The organism is Nocardiopsis xinjiangensis YIM 90004, assembly GCF_000341145.1.
In the GTDB taxonomy this organism is placed as follows: Bacteria; Actinomycetota; Actinomycetes; order Streptosporangiales; family Streptosporangiaceae; genus Nocardiopsis; species Nocardiopsis xinjiangensis.
The window spans coordinates 61,825-84,382 of record NZ_ANBE01000021.1 but is presented as its reverse complement, the minus strand read 5'-3'; the positions used below and the strand labels follow the sequence as shown (position 1 = coordinate 84,382).

20 protein-coding genes are annotated in these 22,558 nt (G+C 69.2%); 15 read left to right on the top strand and 5 right to left on the bottom strand.

Features of this window, described 5'->3' with window-relative positions; all coding sequences use genetic code 11:
* Positions 1-101 precede the first annotated feature (101 nt).
* Positions 102-1,124 (top strand): hypothetical protein, encoded by a 1,023-nt coding sequence (locus D473_RS0111290; protein ID WP_017609177.1) that lies wholly within the window; start codon positions 102-104, stop codon positions 1,122-1,124.
* 247 nt (positions 1,125-1,371) lie between these two features.
* On the top strand, positions 1,372-3,189 hold the full coding sequence (locus D473_RS0111285) for an acyl-CoA dehydrogenase (protein ID WP_017609176.1): 1,818 nt from the start codon (positions 1,372-1,374) through the stop codon (positions 3,187-3,189).
* Here the strand turns inward: D473_RS0111285 and D473_RS0111280 are convergent.
* Together D473_RS0111280 and D473_RS0111270 are read right to left on the bottom strand one after the other, a co-directional pair.
* Positions 3,161-3,628, bottom strand: a complete 468-nt coding sequence (locus D473_RS0111280) for a hypothetical protein (RefSeq protein WP_017609175.1) — start codon at positions 3,626-3,628, stop codon at positions 3,161-3,163. The two genes, D473_RS0111285 and D473_RS0111280, sit on opposite strands and share 29 nt — an antisense overlap.
* A 713-nt stretch (positions 3,629-4,341) precedes the next feature.
* Complete coding sequence (locus tag D473_RS0111270; RefSeq protein WP_017609174.1) at positions 4,342-4,680, bottom strand: hypothetical protein; 339 nt, start codon at positions 4,678-4,680, stop codon at positions 4,342-4,344.
* Between the two features lie 166 nt (positions 4,681-4,846).
* Here D473_RS0111270 and D473_RS0111265 point away from each other — a divergent pair, with 166 nt between their 5' ends.
* The 3 genes from D473_RS0111265 (at position 4,847) to D473_RS0111255 (ending at position 7,249) form a co-directional block, all read left to right on the top strand.
* Positions 4,847-5,683, top strand: coding sequence for a helix-turn-helix domain-containing protein (locus tag D473_RS0111265; protein ID WP_241474766.1), 837 nt, complete (start codon positions 4,847-4,849; stop codon positions 5,681-5,683).
* A complete protein-coding gene (locus tag D473_RS0111260) occupies positions 5,664-5,855 on the top strand; it encodes a DUF397 domain-containing protein (protein ID WP_017609172.1) in 192 nt (63 codons plus the stop codon). The genes D473_RS0111265 and D473_RS0111260 overlap by 20 nt, the downstream gene beginning before the upstream one ends.
* 269 nt (positions 5,856-6,124) lie before the next feature.
* Complete coding sequence (locus D473_RS0111255) at positions 6,125-7,249, top strand: hypothetical protein (RefSeq protein WP_017609171.1); 1,125 nt, start codon at positions 6,125-6,127, stop codon at positions 7,247-7,249.
* A 215-nt stretch (positions 7,250-7,464) separates the two neighbouring features.
* On the opposite strand, the gene vapB is transcribed toward D473_RS0111255, so the two are convergent.
* Positions 7,465-7,686 (bottom strand): type II toxin-antitoxin system VapB family antitoxin, encoded by a 222-nt coding sequence (gene vapB / locus D473_RS0111250; RefSeq protein WP_017609170.1) that lies wholly within the window; start codon positions 7,684-7,686, stop codon positions 7,465-7,467.
* A 178-nt stretch (positions 7,687-7,864) separates the two neighbouring features.
* Here vapB and D473_RS0111245 point away from each other — a divergent pair, with 178 nt between their 5' ends.
* From D473_RS0111245 to D473_RS28415, 4 genes are all read left to right on the top strand, one after another.
* Positions 7,865-8,638, top strand: a complete 774-nt coding sequence (locus D473_RS0111245; protein WP_017609169.1) for an ABC transporter ATP-binding protein — start codon at positions 7,865-7,867, stop codon at positions 8,636-8,638.
* Entirely contained in the window at positions 8,635-9,492 is an 858-nt protein-coding gene (locus tag D473_RS0111240) for an ABC transporter permease (protein WP_017609168.1), read from the top strand. Before D473_RS0111245 ends, D473_RS0111240 begins: the two co-directional genes overlap by 4 nt.
* Positions 9,493-9,861: 369 nt before the next feature.
* Positions 9,862-10,569, top strand: a complete 708-nt coding sequence (locus D473_RS0111235) for a hypothetical protein (protein WP_017609167.1) — start codon at positions 9,862-9,864, stop codon at positions 10,567-10,569.
* On the top strand, positions 10,566-10,688 hold the full coding sequence (locus D473_RS28415) for a hypothetical protein (protein ID WP_017609166.1): 123 nt from the start codon (positions 10,566-10,568) through the stop codon (positions 10,686-10,688). The genes D473_RS0111235 and D473_RS28415 overlap by 4 nt, the downstream gene beginning before the upstream one ends.
* Positions 10,689-10,815: 127 nt before the next feature.
* Here D473_RS28415 and D473_RS0111225 read toward each other — a convergent pair whose 3' ends face one another.
* Positions 10,816-12,057 carry an MFS transporter gene (locus tag D473_RS0111225; RefSeq protein ID WP_017609165.1) on the bottom strand — a complete coding sequence of 414 codons (1,242 nt, stop codon included), beginning with the start codon at positions 12,055-12,057 and terminating at the stop codon, positions 10,816-10,818.
* Between the two features lie 652 nt (positions 12,058-12,709).
* Between D473_RS0111225 and D473_RS0111220 the strand changes: the two genes are divergently transcribed.
* The 6 genes from D473_RS0111220 (at position 12,710) to D473_RS0111195 (ending at position 21,133) form a co-directional block, all read left to right on the top strand.
* Positions 12,710-13,096, top strand: a complete 387-nt coding sequence (locus tag D473_RS0111220; RefSeq protein ID WP_017609164.1) for a hypothetical protein — start codon at positions 12,710-12,712, stop codon at positions 13,094-13,096.
* 195 nt (positions 13,097-13,291) lie between these two features.
* On the top strand, positions 13,292-13,612 hold the full coding sequence (locus D473_RS0111215) for a putative quinol monooxygenase (RefSeq protein WP_017609163.1): 321 nt from the start codon (positions 13,292-13,294) through the stop codon (positions 13,610-13,612).
* A 90-nt stretch (positions 13,613-13,702) separates the two neighbouring features.
* A complete protein-coding gene (locus D473_RS0111210) occupies positions 13,703-14,752 on the top strand; it encodes an aldo/keto reductase (RefSeq protein WP_017609162.1) in 1,050 nt (349 codons plus the stop codon).
* A gap of 185 nt (positions 14,753-14,937) precedes the next feature.
* The gene (locus D473_RS24700; RefSeq protein ID WP_051043030.1) at positions 14,938-17,016 is read left to right on the top strand and encodes a WD40 repeat domain-containing serine/threonine protein kinase; all 2,079 of its coding nucleotides are present in this window, start codon (positions 14,938-14,940) and stop codon (positions 17,014-17,016) included.
* A gap of 20 nt (positions 17,017-17,036) precedes the next feature.
* A complete protein-coding gene (locus D473_RS0111200) occupies positions 17,037-19,085 on the top strand; it encodes a protein kinase family protein (protein ID WP_026126842.1) in 2,049 nt (682 codons plus the stop codon).
* A gap of 29 nt (positions 19,086-19,114) precedes the next feature.
* The gene (locus D473_RS0111195; protein ID WP_026126841.1) at positions 19,115-21,133 is read left to right on the top strand and encodes a WD40 repeat domain-containing serine/threonine protein kinase; all 2,019 of its coding nucleotides are present in this window, start codon (positions 19,115-19,117) and stop codon (positions 21,131-21,133) included.
* Positions 21,134-21,138: 5 nt separating this feature from the next.
* Here the strand turns inward: D473_RS0111195 and eccD are convergent, their stop codons facing one another.
* Entirely contained in the window at positions 21,139-22,476 is a 1,338-nt protein-coding gene (eccD, locus tag D473_RS0111190; protein WP_026126840.1) for a type VII secretion integral membrane protein EccD, read from the bottom strand.
* Positions 22,477-22,558 lie beyond the last annotated feature (82 nt).

Sequence of the window (22,558 nt, the reverse complement as noted above, 5' to 3'; positions counted from 1 at the left end):
GTACATGGCAGGACTTGTAGCTTTCCTCCAACTTCGCCCACCCGGGTGAAAGTTCCTGTCCCGAGATCCCCGCTCGGTTTCGTAGGAGAGGCACTACCTCCATGCCCGGACACACCCCCGGCCGACTACGGCGTCTGACCTCCGTACTCGCCGCGACCGCCCTGGCCCTCACGCTCCCCCAGGCCACCCATGCGGCCGACGCACCCGCCGACGGCCCGACCGCACCCGCTCCGGCCGACCGCGCCACCGAGGACCGGCTCGCCGCCGAGGCAGAGCTGGAACACGCGGCCGTCCCACCCGGTCCCCTGACCTTCGGTGCCGAGGCCCTCTCGGCCGTGGAAGGTGCCGCGGCCGATGCCGCGGGCGGGGCCTCCTGCGGCATCTCCGCGAAGGAGGCCACCGCGATGTCCCTGGCCCCGGTCTGGCCCGAGGTCCTCACCGGCACCATGGACACGCCCTCACCGATGACCCTGTCCCGGTTCGACAACCAGGAAGGCCTGTACGACCCCGCCGGCCGCGACGGCCTGTTCTTCAACCCGGGCGTGGGCCTGTGGCAGATGGACTCGGCCGGCCTCGGAACCGGCAACACCGCAGGCGAGGCCATCGACAGCGCATGGGTGTCCGACCTGGTCGTGCCCTACATCGTCGACAAGTACTGCGGCGCCCTCAACGGCGGCTCCAGCGCCCCCGACGCCCGCGCCTCGGCCTGGAGCGACTGGAACGCCTGCGCCGGCGGCGAATGCGACACCGCCTACTGGCGCGCCTTCAACGACGGCGTGACCGCCGACGAGAACGTGGGCCGCTACGGGGGCGCCCAGCCGCGCACCTGTGAGTACCGGGGCGGCACCTACGACTGCCTGTTCGTGGACATCGCGAACGCGCAGGGCGCTGACTGGTGGGCCGCCCCGGGGGCGGGCCGCTCTCCGTTGCCGCACCCGTTCTACGTGCTGCGCGACGACTCCGGCGGCTCCACGGAGGAGGTCCGGGTGTTCCTGGGCGAGGACTCGGGCCACGGCACGGACGTCACCGCGACCCGCCCGTTCGGCGGTGACGCCCGCGACTCGCTCACGTGGACCGACGGCCGGGGCCTGTGCGACACGACCGAGGGCCGCGGCGCCTGCTGAGACCCCTCCCCGCTCCCGGGAGGCATCCGCCCCGGGAGCACTCGGCCCGGGGCCGCCGGTGAACCGCCCCCAGTCCACCGTCGGCCCCGCCCCTGATCTGCGGATTCGCCTCTGAGTCCTGTCCCACGCGCCAGACTCCTCTTCCCCCTACTGGCGTTCTGCGCTACTCGGCAGTAACATTGGCTTGTTACTAGTCGGTAGATCCGCGTGTACAGACACCGCGGCCAGGGACACAGCGGAGCTGTCCATGACGCATTACAAGAGCAACCTGCGCGACATCGAGTTCAACCTCTTCGAGGTGTTCCGACGCCAGGACGTACTGGGCAAGGGCCCCTTCGAAGACCTCGACGAGGAGACCGCCCGCACCATTCTCGACGAGGTCGACCGCCTCGCCACCGGTGTCGTCGCCGAGTCCTTCGAGGACGGCGACCGCAACCCCCCGGTCTTCGACCCCAAGACCAACACGGTGCAGATGCCCGAGAGCATCAAGAAGTCCTACCAGGCCTACATGGACGCCGGCTGGTACAACCTCGACCTGCCCAAGGAACTCGACGGGCTGGGAGCCCCGCGTTCCCTGGTCTGGTCGGCCGCCGAACTCATCCTGGGCGCCAACCCGTCCGTGCACATGTACTCGGCCGGCCCCGGCTTCGCGGGCATCCTCTTCGCCGAGGGCAACGAGAAGCAGAAGGAATTCGCCAAGCACGCCATCGAGCGCGGCTGGGGCGCCACCATGGTGCTGACCGAGCCGGACGCGGGCTCCGACGTCGGCGCGGGCCGCACCAAGGCCACCGACCAGGGTGACGGCACCTGGCACATCGACGGTGTCAAGCGCTTCATCACCTCGGCCGAGCACGACATGTCCGAGAACATCTTCCACCTGGTGCTCGCGCGCCCCGAGGGCGCGGGCCCCGGCACCAAGGGCCTGTCGCTGTACCTGGTGCCCAAGTTCCTGGTGAACGAGGACGGCTCCCTCGGCGAGCGCAACGGCGCCTACGTCACCAACGTCGAGCACAAGATGGGTCTGAAGGCCTCCACCACGTGTGAGCTGACCTTCGGCGAGAACCACCCCGCCGTCGGTTACCTGGTCGGTGACAAGCACGACGGCATCCGCCAGATGTTCCTCGTCATCGAGTACGCCCGCATGATGGTCGGGACGAAGGCGATCGCCACCCTGTCGACCGGCTACCTCAACGCCCTGGAGTACGCCAAGGAGCGCAAGCAGGGCAACGACCTGGCCGGCTCCAAGAAGGACCCGAAGGTCGCCATCACGCACCACCCCGACGTGCGCCGCAGCCTCATGACGCAGAAGTCCTACGTCGAGGCCATGCGCGCACTGGTGCTCTACACCGCCGTGCAGCAGGACGAGATCCAGATCGCCGAGGACGCCGGCGAGGACACCTCCGCCAAGGAGGCCATGAACGACCTGCTCCTGCCGATCGTCAAGGGTGTGGGCTCGGAGCGTTCCTACTCGCTGCTGGCCGAGTCCCTGCAGACCCTGGGCGGCTCCGGGTTCCTGCAGGAGTACCCGATCGAGCAGTACATCCGCGACGCCAAGATCGACACCCTGTACGAGGGCACCACGGCGATCCAGGCGCAGGACTTCTTCTTCCGCAAGATCGTCAAGAACGGTGGCGCCGCCATCGGCCAGCTCTCCGCCGAGATCAAGGAGTTCGCCGACTCCGAGGCCGGCAACGGGCAGCTCAAGGAGGAGCGCGAGCTGCTCCTGGAGAGCCTCGGGCACATCGAGGCGATCATCGAGCTCATGGTCAACCACACCATGGGTGCCGCCGAGGACCAGCGCGAGCTGTACAAGGTCGGCCAGAACGCCACCCGCCTGCTCATGTCGTTCGGCGACGTGGTGCTCTCCTGGCTGCTGCTGCGCCAGGCCGACGTGGCCCTCGCCAACATCGACGGCTCCGAGGGTTCGGACCAGGACTTCTACACCGGCAAGATCGCCGCCGCGCGCTTCTTCACCGAGCAGTTCCTGCCGCGCATCGCCTCCGAGCGCAAGATCGCCGAGGGCGTGACCAACGACCTCATGGACGTGCCCGAGGCCGCGTTCTAAGAGGTTGCCGAGCGCCCTCGCGGCGCGCCCTCTCTGCATCAAGGGGCGGGGTTGGTCCACCTGGACCGCCCCGCCCCTCGTCGTGCGTGGTGTGTGTGCGACCGGCCCTCCCGGCCTGGACCAACCCGACCACGAGCAGCCCGATGGCCAAGGGCGGCAAGTAGCTGCCGAGGTCCTTCCACAGGGGCCGGACCATGTCTTGTAGGAGCTTCCACACCGGGTGCATCTCCTCCGGTGCATGGGCTCCCGTATGTGCCATCCACAGCGCGAAGTTGGTCGCTCCGATGGTTCCGTAGAAGCAAGCCACCAGGGCCGCGGCCGTGAGCGCCCAGCGCCCCCGCCGGACATTGCGGGACCGCACCAGCAGCAGGGCCCCGATCGCGGCGTGGAAGAGACTCACGTAGACCGAGTGCTCGGTGTAGAGCATCGAGCCCCACATCAGGCACCTCCTGGAGACGGGGGGGTCCCCGGACCGGCCGACCGCCCGGGCGGGGGTACGGATGATGGCGCGGGTGGATCTTCGGATGGCTGCCCGCCTGGGTGTCCTTGCGGATGTGTACCCGGCCCATCCGCGGTGCCGGGGTCGGGGCCACTGATGGGATCGGGGCCGGCACCGACCGCGGGTCCTGGCCGCCGCCCGGTGGCGGCCAGGGCGAGCAGCAGAAGCCCGACCCCCGCCACAGCCCAGGTCAGGACCCATGTCCACGACGGCAGCGCGGCCAGGAACCTCGAGCCCGTGTACAGCGCCATCCCGCGCACGAACAGATCCAGCGCGTTGGTCAGGACGATCAGGGCCAAGCCCCACACGGCCATCGCGCGGACGTCACGGGGGAACATGCGCAGAAAACACAGGCCGACCGCCGCGGCCAGGCCAGACAGACTCACGTGGATCGCCATATACGTCATGAGCAGGGCGAAGTACATGCGTAATGCCTCCCCTGAGGCTGAGGTGTGGTGTATACCGCCAGAGGCCGAAGGCGTTGCCGCTGGGCGGTGCAGGGGGATAGGGGATGGGCACGCCGCACGCGGCACGTTGGTTCCAGCTTCCCTACCCGTGACCGCATCTGTCACCCTGGTGGCCGAACGTGGCCGTGCCCGGGTCACTCTGCCCTGATCGGGCTCGGAGCTCGAGGAGTTCACGGCTCGAAGGATTCAGAGTTTGAGCTGACCCAGTTCGAGCACGGCCAGCAGACGCCGGGACAGCTCCCATTCCTGCCCGATCGGGAGGACGGGTTCGACGCTCGGGCCGCTCCCCCTGCAGAAGGTCTCCCAGACCATGCACCACCGCGCCTCCCTTCCCTGACCACGGAGGACCACGGCCTGCGTGGCGTGATTGAGTTTCGCGGTGATCATCAGGCGGGAGACGTCGAGCTCGAAGCGCAGCCCCCGGGTCTTGAGGCAGACGAGGAGGTCACGGGCGGCTTCCTTACGGGTGAGCGGTCGGGGGCCTTCTCCGTCCTCGGGTCGAGGGCCGGCCTCCTCGGCGGGCACGTGGCTTCGGGAACAGGTTCTGGACGTGTTCTTCCTCGGTGATTCCATGCACCGAATATGGAGCCACAGGGATTGGCGTGGCCATAGACACAGCTCAAGTGGAGAACGACGAAAGGAAACCACGGAAGCTGTGGTGGGGTCGGCCCTCCCGTGGTTTCCTATGGCCATGGCCAAGAAGGTTCCCGCTGCGGAGAATCAGACATTGAGGCAGTTCGGCACCGAATTGGCTCGGTTGCGCAGCCTGTCGGAGACGTCGCAGAGAACCGTGTCCGGGCGTGCCCAGATATCGCCCCAGCTCGTCGGTGCCATCGAGCGCGGGGAACGATATCCGAGCCTGGAATTCTCCCAGAAAGCGGACGAACTGCTCAACGGTGGCGGCCTGCTCGAATCGCTCTGGCGCAAGATGCAGAACGACGCGTATCCGCACTTCATCGGCGAGCTCGTCGACGTGGAGCCGCTGACGCGGATGTTCCGCGTGTACGAGCCCCAGCTGGTACCTGGCCTCCTGCAGACCGAGGACTTTGCGCGTGCCGCCCTCACGGGTGGGAATCCACGCGAACCACACAACGCCGTGGAACGCCTCGTCATAGGGCGCATGGAACGCCAGAGGATCTGGGAGAGCTCAGCTCCCCCGCACATGGTGGCCGTCCTCGACGAAGTGGTACTCACTCGCCCGACCGGGGGAACGTCCATCATGTCGGCACAGATCTCACGGATGCTCAACCTGATGGATCAGCGCCTGCTCAAAGTGCTGGTGATCCCCACCGAGCGCGACGGGCACCCCGGGCTTACCGGCCCCTTCACCCTTCTGTCTCTCAAGGACGGTAGGGATCTCGCGTACGTGGAAGAAGCCCTTGCTGGCAGGATGGTCCATGATCGCGAGGGCATCCGCACCCTGTCACTGCAGTTCGGCGACTTGCAGGAGGTGGCGCTGTCCCCGGCCGAGTCACAGCGGCTACTGATGAAGTTGAAGGAAGGCTTCGATGGAACTCAACTGGCATAAGTCCAGCTACAGCGGCAACCACGGGGGCAACTGCGTCGAGGTCGCGGAGACCCCCAAGGCCGTGCACGTACGCGACACCCAACACCGACACCTCGCCACCCTCGGCTTCACGCCAGAAGCGTTCGCGCTCTTCGTCTCCGATCTGAAGGTCGGCGGCCCCGGCCCCTCCTAGAACTTCCCTCTCCGGCCCCGGGCGTCCCCGAAAGACACCCGGGGCTTTGTGGTCGGCATGTCCTGAGTCTGCCCCGTCACCTGGCAGGAAGCTTCAGTAGAAGGAGCTCGGGTCGGACACATTCACTTTGCCCCGGCCGCAAACCTTCCCCGGGTGTGTTCAGAGAATCGCGGTACGCGATCATCATGGTCGGCCCATAACGCAAGAGACCGATCTCCCGGTCCTGCTTCGGTGCCATCGAAACACCCCCGATGTTGTGAGGACCTGCTGTGAGGGACACCAGACATCTGCTGCGCGCCCCCGCTTACCTGGCCTTGTTCGCTTTGGGAGCGACTGCGGCCTGCTCGGGTGAGGCGGAACAGGCACCACAGGAGCAAGGCCAGGAGAGTACCGAGGCCGACTCCCCCGGCCCGGACCTCTCCGGCATGGTCTTCTTCCACGATGCCGACCACGAGTTGTTTCTGACCTTCCACGATCCCGAGGACGGCAGCCTGGACACGCGTGTGGGCCTCCAGAATTTCAGCTTGCAAGCGGCAGAGGACGATGGTGGCTACTATCCGCGTAAGTCCGGCGACTTCTCCTTCGCCCCCGGCTTCGGCCATACCGTGACGCCGACCCAACAAGGCTTGCTCCTGGGCGTGCTCGACGATCAGGGCCAGGCCTACGAGCCTGGAAGCACGCTCGCCCCGGAGGAAGGGGCGAGCTTCAACGACGGCGAAATCACCTACGAATCTCCGCAGTTCAGCCCGGACGGCACCCAGCTCTGGTTCGAGGAGCGCACCGAGCACGGTGAAGAGGACTCCCGGATACTCGCCGTCGACCTGGACGACCCGGAGGCCGAACCAGAAGAAGTCGGAAGCGCACCGAACCCCTCATTTTCCGCTGGCCAGGTCGAGGAGGAGCAGGCCAATCAGAGCACCACCAGGATGTCGGCGCCCAGTAGCGCGTACACGATCACCGAGAACAACGAGTTGACCGTGTACAGCAATACCGAGGAGGAGAACGACGCCGGGCTGGAGTTCTTGGCCGATTCCGACAGCGGAGACGTCATGCCGTGGAACTTCGTCCGCGGGAGCGAGGGTCTGTACATCGGTCCGTTGGACGGTTCGGCGCAGGAGAACCAGTACACAGCGCTGTCCGTGTTTGCGCTGGATGCCGACGGCACGGTGAGCGACGAAGAACTGCTGGTAGAGGCCGAGGGCAACCCAATTCTCCGACACTGGTACGACAGCGACAGCGACCGTGCGCTCCTAAAAACCGACGACGGTTACTACTGGCAGGAGATGGACAGCGAAGCCGAGCCCGAACTCGCCTTCACCGCGCCGGACTTCGGAGACGATGACGACATCACCAACGATAAGCGCCCCGTGGGGCTTTACTCCCCGCAGAGTTAGAGGTCTTTTCCCGGCCGGCGACCTCGGCCCTTCCTAGAACCTCTACCCCTCCGAGCTCGACCCTCATCCGGCCCCCGGCGTCCACGAACGGATTCCTGGGGCCGTTGTCATATCCGGCCTCTTCAGGAGGTCCGGAGGCGCTCCACAGGCTGCCCGGTGACTTCGACGATCAGCTCGAACCCAGACGCACGAACGCGGACTTGTGGATCACCAGGTCATCCCCACGCCCGCTTCATCACGTCGGGGTCCTCCAGACCGGCGAAGGCTTCGGAGAAGGCTTCGAGGTCGGTCACGGTCACCGATGCTTCTGTTGTGCGGGCCGTGCGTTCGAGGCTGCGGCGCAGGTACTCACTGCGGGACAGCCCCTGTCTCTTCGCGTCCGCGTCGATGGCTCTGAGTACCCCGCCCGGAACGCCGCGGATCAGCACGTCGGCCATACGAACACCTCCCAGAGTGATCCGACGATATCGCCAGGAGACTCCAGGTCGAGAGCCCGGAACATGCGGACACACGGATCCGCCCTGTCCCTGCCCCCAGCAACCATGCCCGATCCAAAACAGGATGCCTCCACCGAAATCACTTGCCAACATGGAAAGCAAGTGCCACCGTGGAATCATGAGCGCGACACACCACCCCCCGAGTTCCGAGCCCGCCGTCGAGATCCGCGGCCTCCTCAAGCGCTACACCGACCGCAAGTCCACCGCCACCGCAGTCGACGGCCTCGACCTGCGCGTCGACCACGGCCAGGTCCACGGCCTCCTCGGCCCCAACGGCGCCGGCAAGACCACCGTCATCGAGACCCTGGTCGGCCTGCGCTCGCCCACCGAGGGCACCGTGCGCGTGGTCGGAGTCGACCCGCGCGCCGAGCGGGACCACATCCGCCGCACCGTCGCCGTCCAGCCCCAGCACGCGGCGGTCTTCGTCCACCAGACCGTCGCCGAGCTCCTGCACGCCTGGGCCTCCTTCCATCCCGAACCCGACGACCCCGACGCCGTCATCGAACTCATGGGCCTCACCGCGTCACGGGACGTGCGTGTGCACCGCCTTTCCGGTGGTCAGCGCCAGCGCCTGCTCGTGGGTACCGCTCTCGTCTCACGCCCCCGCCTGCTGGTCCTGGACGAGCCCTCCACCGGCCTGGACCCCAACGCCCGCGAGGACCTCTGGGAGGCCGTGCGCGCCTACCGCGACACCGGCGGCACCGTCCTGCTGTCCACCCACTCCATGGAGGAGGCCGCGGCCCTGTGCGAGCGCATCACCGTGCTCGACCACGGACGTGTCACCGCCGAAGGCACCCCGGACGGCCTCGTCGAGGAGCACGCCCCGGGCGGCACGCTCGTCGACGTGTTCCACGCCGTGACCGCACGCATCCGTGAAGAGGAGGCCGTATGAGCACCGAAGCCGCGATGGGCGCCATCACCGGCAGCACGACCGCCGCCATGAACGGTGGCACGGCCGGCCCCGACCCCGACGGCCCGCCCTCCCGTAGGCCCGGGCCCACCGCCCAACTCCTGCGTGTGCAGTCCCGGGAGTTCGTCCGGGAACGCCGGGGGTTCGTGACTTCGCTGCTCCTGCCACTGGGGCTGGCCACGCTCTTCTTCGGCATGGCGTTCGTGGTGCCCGAGTCGGGTTCCGGGCCCGGGTTCTCCGGCATGGTCGTGCCACTCGTCATCTTCCTGGCGGTCTCCACCTCGCCGTTGATGGCCACCGCCGCCTCCCTGGCCGACGCCCGCGCCCGGGGCACGCTCCGCCTGCTCGGCACCACCCCGGTGGGCCGCGCCCGCCTGATCCTGACGCACGTACCCGCCCGGCTCGGTCTGGTTCTGGCCCAGATCGTCCTGCTCATCACGGTCGGGATCGCCCTCGGTCTGGCGCCCGCCGAGAACGCCCCGGCCCTGTTCGGTGTGGCGCTGCTGGGCGTGGCGCTGTTCGGCTCGATCGGTTACCTGCTCGGCGGCCTGTCGGCCACGGCGGAGAGCGCGTGGAACGTGAGCGTGTTCTTCCAGATGGTGCCGTTCCTCCTCAGCGGCCTGGTGTTGCCGTTGAACACGCTGCCGGCCCCGCTCGACAGTGCCCTGTCGTGGCTGCCCACGAGCTTCTTCGCCGACCTGCTCCTCGGGCTGATGCCGCACGGGGGGTCCACCCACCCGGTGTGGCTGTCGGTGATGGTCGTGGCCGGGACCGCCGTGCTCGTCACGGCGCTGGCGGTGCGTCTCTTCCGCTGGGACCAGGGCGAACCGCGCTGACTCCGACGTGGCCGGGCCGCCCGCCGCCCGTCGCCCGCCGCCCCCGAGGAGCTGTATCGACCGCTTCTCGGGGGCGTTCGTGTGCCGTGATCCGCAGGAATTCGGAGGGCGAATTATCCCGACAATCCACCCTCGGGGAGCACAAAAAGGAGAACGCATCCGCCCTCCGTGGAGGAAAAAGTCGGAACCGTTCTCCCCGAACGGCGTCTTTTGGTCAGAGCCGTGCCCTACGCTTCTTCCCATACGGCTCATCCCCGACCACCTCAGGGAGCTTTCCCACAATTGAAAACGCGGTGACCCCGCGACGGTTAAAACCGCCCGGGGCCGTGGCCAGCAACCATCTCTCCTTATGACAAGGACTTTGCCAGCATGCCCAAGTGTATCGCTGCCGTTTTCGGCTCTGCCCAGAACCTGCTCCACAACCTGTTCCGCGCACCCCGCGGACGGCACACCACCAGGCAGAACACCGCCACACGCCGGTTCCCCGGCGGACGGTTCTCCCTCAGCCGGATCTTCGCCGGGCGCCGCAGCGCACGCCGGGTCCGCCGCTACGCGCCCGCGCTCCCCGCTCAGCCGGTCCGCGTGCCCGCACAAACGGCCCTCTTCCACGAGCGCACCCGCCGCGACCAGCGCGCCGCCACTGCGCGCCCGCCCACCGGCCGGCCCTCCGACCAGGCGCCGACCGCCCCGGAGCGCACCACCCTCGCACCGTCCACGGACCGGTTCCCCGCCGACGAGGTCGCCCTCGTCCGCCCCTACTTCAGCGCCCACGAACGCTCCCTCGAGCACGACCGGACCCCCGAGCGCAACCGCGCCCGGCGCGAGGGCGACCGGCGCCAACGCATCGCCACCGACCGCCTCGCCGGGTGGGGCGCCGACACCCGCGCCCTCGTCACCCTCCCCGTCCCTTCGCCGCCCGTGCGCGGTCCGCGCGTACCCGCCGCGCGAGCGCCGGAGGCCGCCGCAGCTCCCCACGCCTGCACAGCTCGGATACCGTCCCGACTGGACCACCTTCCGCACCTGTCCCGTCTCCGCCGGCGACAGCAGCAGCGACGCGCCCAGGAGGTGGCGGTATGACCATCCCGCAGAGCATGAACGCTGCACCCCGCGCCCGCCCGCTCCTCGGCCGGGAGCACCGCCTCTCCCCCGGCGCCGACGTTCCCGCCCTGCCGCCCTACGCCTTCACCCGCCCCTGAGACCCGTACACGAGACGGTGGCCGCGACCTCCTGAGAGTCAGGGTCTTGCGGCCACCGTTGGAACCCGGGCTGCGTCCCGGCCCCCTGTTCCTGCGTTCCGTTCCCGGTTTCCCGCGGCCGTGGGCTTCACGCGTCCTTGCGGCCGCGCAGGATCAGGAGGAAGAGCACGCTCGTGGCGGCGGTGGTGGCCACGGCCATGGGCGCGAACGCCGGCTGGAAGGCGCCGGGGCCGTCGGGCAGGCCCTCCAGCACGGCACCGGCGGCGACGGTGCAGAGCACGGCGGTGGTGAAGCCGCTCATGTTGACCAGTCCGGAGGCGACGCCGGTGCGGCCGGCGGGGATCCCGTCGCGGGCGAAGTCGAAGGAGATCGTGGGCGCGAGGGTCTGGCCGACGGCGCTGGCCCCCATGACGGCCAGGCCGAGCCAGGTGGGCACCTCGCCGGTGGGCCACAGGACCATGAGGAGCCATCCCAGCGAGAGGGTTCCGCCCAGGGTCAGGGCCATGCCGGTGCGGATCTTGGTGCTGCGGCCGATCGCCGCACCGGCGAGCGGGGCCATCCACAGAGGCGCGGCTGCCACCGCGGTCAGGGTGCCGGCGGCGGTGCCCGCGTCCAGGCCGAGCCCGTCCACGAGGAAGGGGTAACCCCACAGCACCATCAGCATCGTGAAGGGCGCCATGATCGCGGCGTGGTGGGCCATGCCGATGCGGGGACCGCGGGCGGCCAGGGCCTCCTTGAGCGCGGCCCACACGGGGAGCGGGTCGGCGACGGTGGAGCGCCCTGCGGCGCCCTCGGGACGGTCGCGGACGACGAGGAGCACGAGCAGGGCCATGGCGGCGGTCAGTACGGTCACGCTCATGAAGGCGACGACCCATCCGAACCCGTCCAGGGCCCAGGCCAGGGGCGCGGCGCTGGCGACCTGTCCGGTGCCGCCGACGACGGCGGTGAGTCCGCTGACGAGGGCGTAGCGGGCGCGCGGGAACCACAGGGCGGCGAGCCTGATGACGTTGAGGAAGACGAGGGCGTCGCCGAGGCCGATGAGGAAACGTCCGGCGACGGCGAGTTCGATGTTGGGCGCCAGGGCGAAGCACCCGGAGCCGATCACCATCGCCCCGATACCGAGGACGAGCGTGTAGCGGGGGCCCATGCGGTCGGCGAGCAGGCCTGCGGGGATCTGGAAGAGGACGTAGACGAGGAGCTGCAGCATCGGCAGCATCGACAACAGGGCCGGGCCGGCGTCGAAGCGTGCCTGCGCCTCCAGGGCCGCCACTCCGAGGCCGTTGCGGTGGAGCATGGCGAGGAAGTAGCCGCCGACGGCGACCCCCCAGACGATCCAGGCACGGGCACCGCCGGTGGGTTCGGTGGACACCGTTTCCACTCCTCGGGAAGTCCTGTCGTCGGATGTCTGTGTCTGTGTCACGTGGCCGCTTCTCTCCTCGGGTCGTCCTGGAGGCAGTCTCCTCCACGCGCGCGTGCGCGCGGACCAGCGGGGGTGAGGCAGTGACCATCGGCCGCGGAGTCCCCGCACGGGAGCAGGTCCCGGAAGGGGCAAAGAGGTGGCCCGACTCGGTCAAGAACTCCTCACCAGCGCAAAGTCACGGTATGCGACAGCTTCGGGACATCAGGTGCGATACCTGGGTGAGACTCGCGACAGGGAACCCCGGATGGGGGTGTTTTTAGCTCGCGCTCATTTTTCGTACACACGTGCCACACAGCGACTTCCAACTGCCCAAACATTATGCGACACAGATGAGATTCGATCGTTGCGTGTGACATTGGCCACAGAAAGAAGTCTCGACTGCCGCCGGTCGGTTACTGCTAGCATCCGGAGCGCAAAGAATAACTGCGAGGTAACGGCATCGTTCGTACCTCACCAAGCTTTGCGGAGCGGGCCCGTCGGCCGACGAGTACGGCGGGGGCGCTCGAACCGCGGCGACGTGGCCGCACACAACACGGAGCCCCACGGGGCACCGGCCACAACAGGTCCCTGCCGCGGTACCCGAGAAACCCTGGAGTCCACCTTGAGTCACTGGCGCCTGAACAACCCCCGGTCCACCCGGGCGAAGTCGGCACTCGCCAGCCGGGTCAAGCACAAGCCCCGCCACGCCTTCTGCGCAGAGCGGGCCATCACGGCCCTCCTGGGGGAACTCGCCCCCACCGCGACCCGCCGGCTCAACTGGTCCGGCTGCTCCGAGATGACGGTCATGACCGTGCGCGAGGACATCAACGTCTGGTGCCGCGACGGACAGTTCTTCTGGAACGACCTCGGACGCACCTTCTGCCACCCCGCCAGCGACCCCTCGGGGGCCGCCGCGCTGCTGGACCCCTTCTCCGGGACGCCCCGGCCCTCGACGTACCACTTCCCCCACACGGTCTCCGTGCGCCCGCGGCCCATGGTCGCCGCCTGACGCGCACCGCGCACACCCGTGCCTCCCACAAGGTGTGTGACCATCGCCGCGCCGCCCGGGCCTCCTGCGGCGGCGCTCTCCCCTCTCCTCCTCTGCGAGACTGAAACCGGACGGAACACCTGCGCCCGAACGCCCGGGTACGCCCTCGTGTTCCGCACTTGCCGTGCACCGCGACCAGTGAGGAGACTGGGGAGCATGATCCTGATCGTCGTGAAGTACCGGGTCAAGCCCGAGGCCAAGGACACCTTCCTGGACGCCGTCGCCGACTTCACCGCCGCCACCCGCGCCGAGCCCGGCAACCTGTGGTTCGAGTGGTCCCGCAGCGTCGAGCGCGACGACGAGTTCGTCCTCGTCGAGGCCTTCCAGGACGGAACCGGCGAGGCCCACGTCAACAGCGACCACTTCCGTGCCGGCCTGGAGACCATGAAGCCGCTCCTGGCCGAGACGCCGCTCATCGTCAGCCGCCAGGTCGAGGGCGAGGGCTGGGAGCGCATGGGCGAACTCCAGATCGACTAGCGTTCCGGGTGCTTGCCGGGGGCGGCCCGCCCCCGGACACCGGACCCTTCCCGGGTCCGGGCGGTGCACGAGCGAGGAGTGTTTGAGGCGATGAACCCCTACGTGGCCCACGAGGACCGTTACGAGACCACTGCGTACCACCGCAGCGGCAGGAGCGGGCTGCACCTGCCCCGCATCTCCCTGGGGCTGTGGCAGAACTTCGGCGACGACCGTTCCATCGAGGGCCAGCGCGCGATCCTGCGCCGCGCCTTCGACCTCGGGGTGTTCCACTTCGACCTCGCCAACAACTACGGCCCGCCTCCGGGCAGCGCCGAGGAGAACTTCGGCCGTGTGCTGGCCGAGGACTTCGCGCGCTACCGCGAGGAAATGGTCATCACGACCAAGGCCGGCTACCTCATGGGTCCGGGCCCGCATCTGAACGGCGGCTCCCGCAAGTACCTGCTCTCCTCCCTCGACAACTCCCTGCGGCGCATGGGCCTGGAGTACGTCGACGTCTTCTACAGCCACCGTCCGGACCCGGACACCCCGCTGGAGGAGACCATGACCGCGCTGCACCACGCGGTGACCTCCGGGCGGGCCCTGTACGCGGGCATCTCCTCCTACAGCCCGGCCGCCACCCGCGAGGCCGCACAGATCATGCGGGAACTGGGCACGCCCCTGGTGGTGCACCAGCCCTCCTACTCGATGTTCAACCGCTGGGTGGAGGACGGCCTGCTGGAGACCGCCGCCGACGAGGGCATGGGTGTGGTCGCTTTCTCCCCGCTCGCGCAGGGACTGCTGACCTCCCGGTACCTGGGCGGGGACGTGCCCTCCGACTCCCGGGCCGGGATGGGGCGGCCGAGCTGGCGGCAGAGCATGCTCGACCCCGAGGTGCTGGAGCGGGCCCGCGCGCTCAACGGGATCGCCGACGAGCGGGGCCAGACCCTCGCGCAGATGGCGATCTCGTGGGTCCTGCGCGACCAGGGGGACCGGACCGTCACGACCGCGCTCGTGGGCGCCTCCGGCGTGCAGCAGCTGGAACAGAACCTCGCCGCGCTGGAGGCCCCCGCCTTCACCGACGAGGAGCTGCGCCGCATCGACGAGTACGCCGTCGACTCCGACGTCAACATCTGGGCCTGGGCGACCGAGACCCGGCCCTGAGCGGCCCCGGGCCCCGCCCTCATCCCCGTGCCGCCCCCGGACACCACGCGTGTCCGGGGGCGGTCGTGTCACCGGGCCCCGGCTTCCGGGAACCGGCCCCGCGCCCCTCTCCTCCTACCCTGCGGACAAAGACGGACGAACAGTAAACTGTCCCCGCGACCCCCGTGCCAGAAACCGAGACCCCCATGCGCCCCCTCGCTGACGACGACCCGCCCCGGATCGGCCCCTACAAGATCACCGCCCTCCTGGGCAGCGGCGGTATGGGCCGCGTGTACCTGGGTCTCGACCGCGACGACCAACCGGCCGCGGTGAAGGTGGTCAGGGCCGAGTACGCCTACGACCCCGACTTCCGCGAACGCTTCGCCCACGAACTCTCCCTCGCCCAGAGGGTGCACGGCCAGGGCGTTCCGCGGGTGTACGCCGCCGACACCTCGGGTGAACGCCCGTGGTTGGCCACCGCCTACGTCAAGGGGCCCTCCCTGCAGCACCTGGTGGAGCGCACCGGGCCGCTGCCCGAACCCTCCGCCGTGCTCCTCGCGCGCGCCATCGCCCAGGCCCTGGCCGGGGTGCACGCCCAAGGGCTCGCCCACCGCGACCTCAAACCCGCCAACGTCATGGTCGCCGCCGAGGGCCCGCAAGTCATCGACTTCGGTATCGCCCGCGCCGCAGAGGACGAACGGCAGCCCGGCGGCGCTACGACCGCCGGCACCCCCGGGTACATGGCCCCCGAGGCCTCCCGCGGCGAACAGGCCGGCCCGCCCGCCGACGTGTTCGCGCTCGGCGGGGTCCTCGTGTGGGCCCTGACCGGCGTGGGCCCCTTCGGCGACGGTCATCCCTCCTCCGTCCTCTACCGGAGCGAGACCCTCGACCCCGAACTCGACCGTGTGCCCCCTCCGCTGCGCCCGCTCCTGGCCGCGTGCCTGGACAAGGACCCCGCCCGCCGGCCCACCGCCGCTCAGGTCCTGCAGACGCTCGGCGGACCCACCGCCCCCGCCTCCGACGCCGGCCAGTGGTTGCCCCCGCAGGCCGCGGCCGCCGTGAACGAGGTCGCAGCCGAGTACGACCGGGTGCGCTCCGTGTCCGGGAACGGCTCGAAGGCGCGCGGGCTGCTCGTCGCCGGGGCCGCCGCCATGGCGCTGTGCCTGGTCGGCGGGTTCGGGTTCTGGGCCGTCGACGATCCCTTCGCGCCATCGGAGGAGGCCGGGGCCGCCGCCGGGGACGAAGGCGAGGAAGAGGACCCCGCACGGGAGCGGTGCGACCCCACCCAGCATCTGGCGGAGGAGTTCACCGGGGCCGCTTCGGAAGAACCCACCGTGCCGACGGGGAGCAAGCGGATCCTGAGCAACTTCTCCCACGACGGCTCGGTCCTGGCAGTAGCGGGCGGGAACGGCGTGGCCCTGTGGGACTGGGAGGCACAGAACGAGCTCGCCTTCGTCCCGGCCTCCCGACCGGACGAGTCCGAGAGCGCCCCGTACTTCAGCCCGAACGACTGCCTGATCGGTTGGGCGAGCCCCGACGGCGCACGGGTCTACTCCCTGGAGACCGGAGAGCTGACCGTGTACGCGGAAGGCCGGGAGCTGCGGGACATCGCCTTCTCACCGGACAGCGACACCATCACGGTCGCCGACCGGGGGTTCGACGCCGAGGGCGGGACCTACGACATCGACCTGGAGACCGGGGACACGGTCCTGGTCCACGACGGGTTGGGCAGCCACACCGCCCTGTCCCACTCCCCCGAGGGGGACCGGCTCGCGGGGGTGGACATCAACGACCAGCTCAACGTGTGGGACGCCGGGACCGGGGAGATCGTCTTCGATGCTGAGCAGGTCGTCGTCGGGGTCGGCTCGCCGACACACCTGCTCGGTGACAGCAGCGGTTTCTTCTCCACCCCCGAAGGGGTTTCGCTCTACGACTACGCACTCGACCGGGCCGACGGCTGGACCTTCAACCCGCCCTCGGACGCCGACCACGAGGGCGAACTGCGCGAATTCGCCTACAACGAGCACGAGAACCGCCTCTACACGACCTTCAGCGAGGAGCCGGAGGGCGACACGGTCCCCTACTACCTCTACATCTGGGAGTTCCACCACACGTGGGACCCCGACGAGGAGGGCGTCGAGGAGATCGAGGCCGCCAGCGAGGACTTGGCCCTGGGCCTGTCCGTACATCCCGAAGGCGAAGTGGTCGCCGGGCTCCTCCCGGACAGCGCCGAGATCGTCCTCATGAGCCCCGATGCCCTCGCCGAGATCGCCCGGTTCAGCTGACCCCAGGTGAGAGTGCTTCCATGATCCCCCTCAGTCCGCACGATCCTCCACGGGTCGGCCCGTACACACTGCACGCCCGGCTCGGCGAGGACACAGCCGCCCGCACGTACCTGGCCACGGCCGGGAACCGGGCGCCGGTGGCGCTCAAGGTGACCCGGTCGGGTCTGTCCTCCGACCCCGCGTTCCGCGAGGCCTTCACGAGCCTCGTACAGAGCTCGCAGGGTAAGCAGAGCCCGTACGTGGCCGGTGTGCTGGGCTCCTCGAAGGAGGAACCGGCGCAGTGGATCGCCGTGTCCCGACCGCTCGGCCCGACCCTGGCCGAATGCGTCCGTGCGCACGGTCCGTTACCGACGGCCGCGCTGCCCCCGCTCGCGCTCGCCATGGCCCAAGGACTGGCCGACCTGCACGCCGCCTCCCGTGTCCACGGGTCCCTCGGCCCGGACGAGATCCTGCTGACCGAGCCCGGCACCGTTCTGGCCGACGCCGGTTTCGAGCAGGCCGCGGCCGCAGTCGGGCGCAGGCCGGCCCATACCGCCCACAGCGCCCCCGAGGGCGGTCTCTCCCCCGCTGCCGACGTGTTCGCCTGGGCGGCGACCCTGTGTTTTGCCGCCTCGGGGACCGACGGCACCGGCGGGGCAGGAAATGTTCCCATGCAGATGCGCGGCCTCGTCGACGCCTGCCTCGAAGAGGACACGGAGCTGCGCCCCACCTCCGCCGACATCGTGCGCATTCTGGGCGGGCCCGCGGTCCCCGGGGCCTGGCCGGCCGATCTCGCCGGCGTCATCCACCACCACGGCCGAGCGATCCGCGATCACCTGGCCGAGAACGGTCCCGGGCGGAACACCCGGCGCCGCCGTAGGAGGATCATGCTCGCCGCGAGCGGCCTTGCCCTGGCGCTGGTCGCCGGTGGCGGTGCGGTCCGGGCTCTGGGCGAGGGTCCCGGTTCGGGCGAGGAGGAGCCCGAACCGGCGGCCCCCGGCATGATCAGCGACAGCTCCTGCGCGGACGCCGACAGCCTGCCAGGCCCCGGGGGGAGGATCGACGACCTCGACGCGACCGGGGTCTCGTTCTCACCCGACGGGTCCGCCCTGCTCGCGACCAGCTACAACCACGGCCTGACCGTGTGGGACTGGGAGGAGGGCGTGGAGATCGCCCGCCCGGCCGACGGCGCGCACCTGGACTACGCGGGCGCTTTTGCACCGGTCGGCTGCATGGTCGCGGCGATGGACCCCGTCGAGTTCCGGGACTCCGGCTACGAGTACCCGGTGCTCAACACCCACGACCTCCCCTCGTCGGAGACCACCGAACACCTCGGTCCGCAGAGCCGGCGTGTCCTCGACGAGTTGGAAGCCCCGCGGCGTGCGGTGGCCTTCGATTTCGCCCCATCGGGTGAGCACCTCGCCGTCGCCGTCGGCTTCGAGAGCGGCGCCGAACAAGGCTCTCGGCAGCCCACCGTGGGGATCATCGACATGGACGACGGTGAACTCGTCCACGAGTGGGGTAATGAGATCTCCGTCTGGGATCTGGCCCACGTCGACGACGATCGGATCATCATCGCGACCACTGACACACTTCAGCTGCGCGACGTCGAGACCGGCGAATTGCAGACCACCATCCGCGACTACACGGGCAGCGGCTTCGGAGTCGTGCCTGGCAAGAACGAGGTCATCTACCCCAGCAACGAGGACCTCGTGTGGTGGGATCTGGACGAGGGGATCGAGCTGGACCGGTTCCCCGTACCCGAGTACGCCGAGGCCGTCAGCGACAACGGATACGTCACCGGGGTCGAGGTCGCCCCGGATCTCGGGCTCCTCCACTTCAGCTGGGCCGACCCGCAGCCCGACGAACCGATCGTCGGCGCGGATGCCATCGGTACCGACCGGCAGTTCCAGAACGAGGGCCGGATGTGGGACATGGAGACCGGGGAAGAGCTCGCAGCCGACGAGGACCTCACTCCTCGGCCCGTGGATTTCCACCCTGACGGTGAGGTGATCGCCGCAGTCGGCGGCGAAGGAGACGTCGTCCTGCTCGATGCGCAGACACTCGAACGCACGGCCGCGCTCCCCTGAGCCACGACACGATTTCTGGGACCGCATCGATGAAGCCCCTCCAGCAGTCCGACCCTTCGCACATCGGCCCGCACCGTGTGCTCGCACGCCTCGGCGCCGGCGGCATGGGCGCGGTCTACCTCGCCCGGACCCCCGAAGACCGCTTGGCCGCTGTCAAGATCACGCACCGAGAACTCGCACAGGACGAAGGGTTCCGGGCACGGTTCTCTCGGGAGACCAGGACCGCGCAGATGGTGCGGGGCCCCTTCACACCCGCGGTGTTGTCGGTGGGGGCCGAGGGGGAAGCGCCCTGGATGGCCACCGAATACGTGCCGGGTCCGACCCTCGGCGAAGCCGTCGCGACGGGCGGACCGCTGCCGGAGGGGTCACTGCGTGTGCTCACTCTGGGGCTCGCCCGGGCGCTGCAGTCGGTGCACGCCTCCGGGATCATGCACCGCGACCTCAAGCCCGGCAACGTGCTGCTCTCACCGCGCGGGCCTCAGGTCATCGACTTCGGAATCGCCCGCGCGGTGGAGGGAACGGTACTGACCAAGACGGGGGAAGCCTTCGGCACCCCCTCCTACGCGGCCCCCGAGACGGTGCTCGGGCATGAGCAGAGCGCCGCGAGTGACATCTTCTCCCTGGCCGGTGTCGTCGTGTTCGCGTCCTGTGGTGAACCCCCGTTCGGGCGTTCACCCGCATCCCAGGTCCTGCAGCGGGTGGTGAGCGCTGATCCCCGGCTCGGTGCCCTGCATGCGGGGACCTTGCGCGATCTCATGGCCCGTTGCATGGCCAAGGAACCGGCCGACCGTCCCACTGCCGATGAGTTGGTCCGCGCGCTCTCGGCCGAGCCCCTGCCCCCGGCCGAGCACGGGTGGCTGCCCTCCACGGTCAACGAGGCGATCGGGGACCACGAGCGCGAACTCCGGCAAGTGGTACACGGGGCAGGGGCGGGGTCCGCTCCCCTCCCGGGATCCCGGAGCCGTCCCTGGTTGGTCGCAGGAGCTGCCGCAACCGCAGTGGTTCTCATTTCCGTGACCGCAGTCGTGATGCCACGCCCCTGGGAACACGAGGCCGCCACCGGAGAAGGCGAGGGGGAAGCAGACACCAGCGCCGCAACCGACGAGGCGAGTTTCCCGGAGGGCCTCTACGGCATGTACTTCGCCTCGGACGGCGACGAACTGTACGTCCACGCTGCCGACCGCACGACTGTCTGGGACTGGCGGGAAGGCGAGCTCATCGACGTCCCGTTCGAGGACGCTCCCGAGTATTTCTCCTTCGATCTCGCCGCCTCGGGCCACACGGCTACCGCTGGGCCTGGAGGCGTCCATGTGTGGGACGAGGAGCACGAGCACTTGGTGGCTTTCGGGGACGGACCGGGCGAGGGAGAGCACCACGACAGCGTCTCCTTCTCCGCGGACGGATCCCTGCTGGCCTTCGTGCACGGCGAGCCGGATACCGACGAGGCCACTGTCACGGTCTGGGACTGGGAGGCAGACACCGTCTTCTGGGAGGAGGACGTCACGGCGATGAGTGCCGACCTGAGCCCGACGGGCGACCATCTGGCTCTGGGGCATCCCGGAGCGGACCCCCGCCTGTGGGTGATCGACCTGGCCGAGGACGAGGTCGTCTACGAGTATCCCAACGAGGAACACACTGGTGAGGAAGGAGACGGGCTGCGCTCCCTCCGGACCGAGTTCTCACCCACCGACCCGCTCCTCGCCGTGCCCGACGACATCCGGGAGGTCACCAGCCTCATCGACCTGTCCACAGGTGAGATCGTGCTCGATCTGGAATCTCCCGGTGTACCACGGGGGCTCGGGTTCTCCCCGGACGGCTCCGTCCTGTTGGCCGGTCGCAGCAAAGGCATCAGCGTCTCCGGTGGCTTCATGTGGGACGTCGAGACCGGGGAGGAACTGGTGTCCGGGGAGACGCTGTTGTACAAGACCCCGGAGGTGCACCCCGACGAGGAGACGATCGCCGTGGTCGAATCCGGCGCAGGCATCAACGAGGACCTCATCCTGTTCCTCAACCCCGACTCGCTCCGGGACACCCACCAGATCGGTTGACCGCCTCACGGTGAAGTCATGGCGGCCACGAACTCGAAGAGCCCCATTCCCCAGGCACAAACAGGGAACAGGGCCATGATCACGAGGACCTCGGTCCAGTTGAGGATCCTCCGGAGCGAGGCCCGGGGCACGTCATTGAGCTTCACCCAGCTCAACACGCCCGCCAGCACACCGGCCACCAGCACGACCACCGGCACCCAGGGGGCCGAGGCCGGGTACGCGTTCGCGACCGCCACACCCGCGGCCCCGAGCCCCGCCACCCCGGCCAAGCGCAGGGGCAGCACATGGCGGATGCGATCGAACAGGCGTGAACGCAGTACCAGCAGAAGCCCGAGAAGGCCGCACAGCAACAGGTCCGGAAGTCCGGTGCCCAAGTAGGCGAGCAGTGCGGTGACAGCTCCACCGGAAACGGCCGCGCCCATGGTGATACCGAGCAGGAGACGGTCACTGTTGCCGTGAGTCTCCTCGAAGCGGTCCGTGGCCACCTGTCCCGAACGCCCGACCTCGTAGTCGAGCCCCGACAGGCCTCCCATCACCATCGCCACACGGGGCAACGCCCCCACACACAGGGCCAGAACGATACCCATCGAACGCGCGCCCTGCACCGGCTCCACGAAGATCCCCACCAGGACCAGGACACCGACGGTGAGGACCACGGTCGCGAGCCCGGCGATGTGAGCCAGACCGGTCTCGTGCAATGCCCACCCGACGACGGCCACGAGCAGGGCACCCGACAACGCGACCGCCGCTGTGACCAAAGAGTTCGGGGCGACCACGAACTGGGACGCCAGGACCGCCGACACCGCGCCCCACACACAGGCGGTGGAGAACAGTACGTGGGCGGCCGCGGGCAGCGGACGGCGGGCCGCGAGCAGCATCGCACCGATGGTGAAGAGCGTGCCCAGAGAGGCGACCGCCAGGAACCCCGGGGACGGGTCGGTCCACAACATGAACGCAAGCATCAGCAACGGGCCGATCGCACCCACGAGCAGGCCGAAGGACAAGGTCGTACTCGAGTTCCAGATCCACGCGGTCTCGTCGACCTGGTCCTCGACGGCTCCGCGCACGTCGTCGACGTACTCGGGCCGGCCGGGGGCGACCACGCGGTCGAGGACCAGAACGTCACCGTCGTAGACCCCGGTCTCTTCCAGCGGCTCCTCCAGGCGGACGGGATGCCCGTCCACGGTGGTCAGGTTCCAGGACGCTGGTTCGGTGCTCTCCCCGTCGGGAGCGCACACGTCGATGATGCGCGGCATGAGTGTGGCCACGGGGACACTACCGGGGAGGGCGAGGTCGGCCCAACGCTGGGGACCAGTGACCGTGACCCTGCAGTAACCACTCACCTGAGGGCCTCTTCGTCGTCGTATGGAGTGTTTGCCATTGTTGAGGGGCGTGACAGCAGTTGATTAGGCGATTCACGCCTTT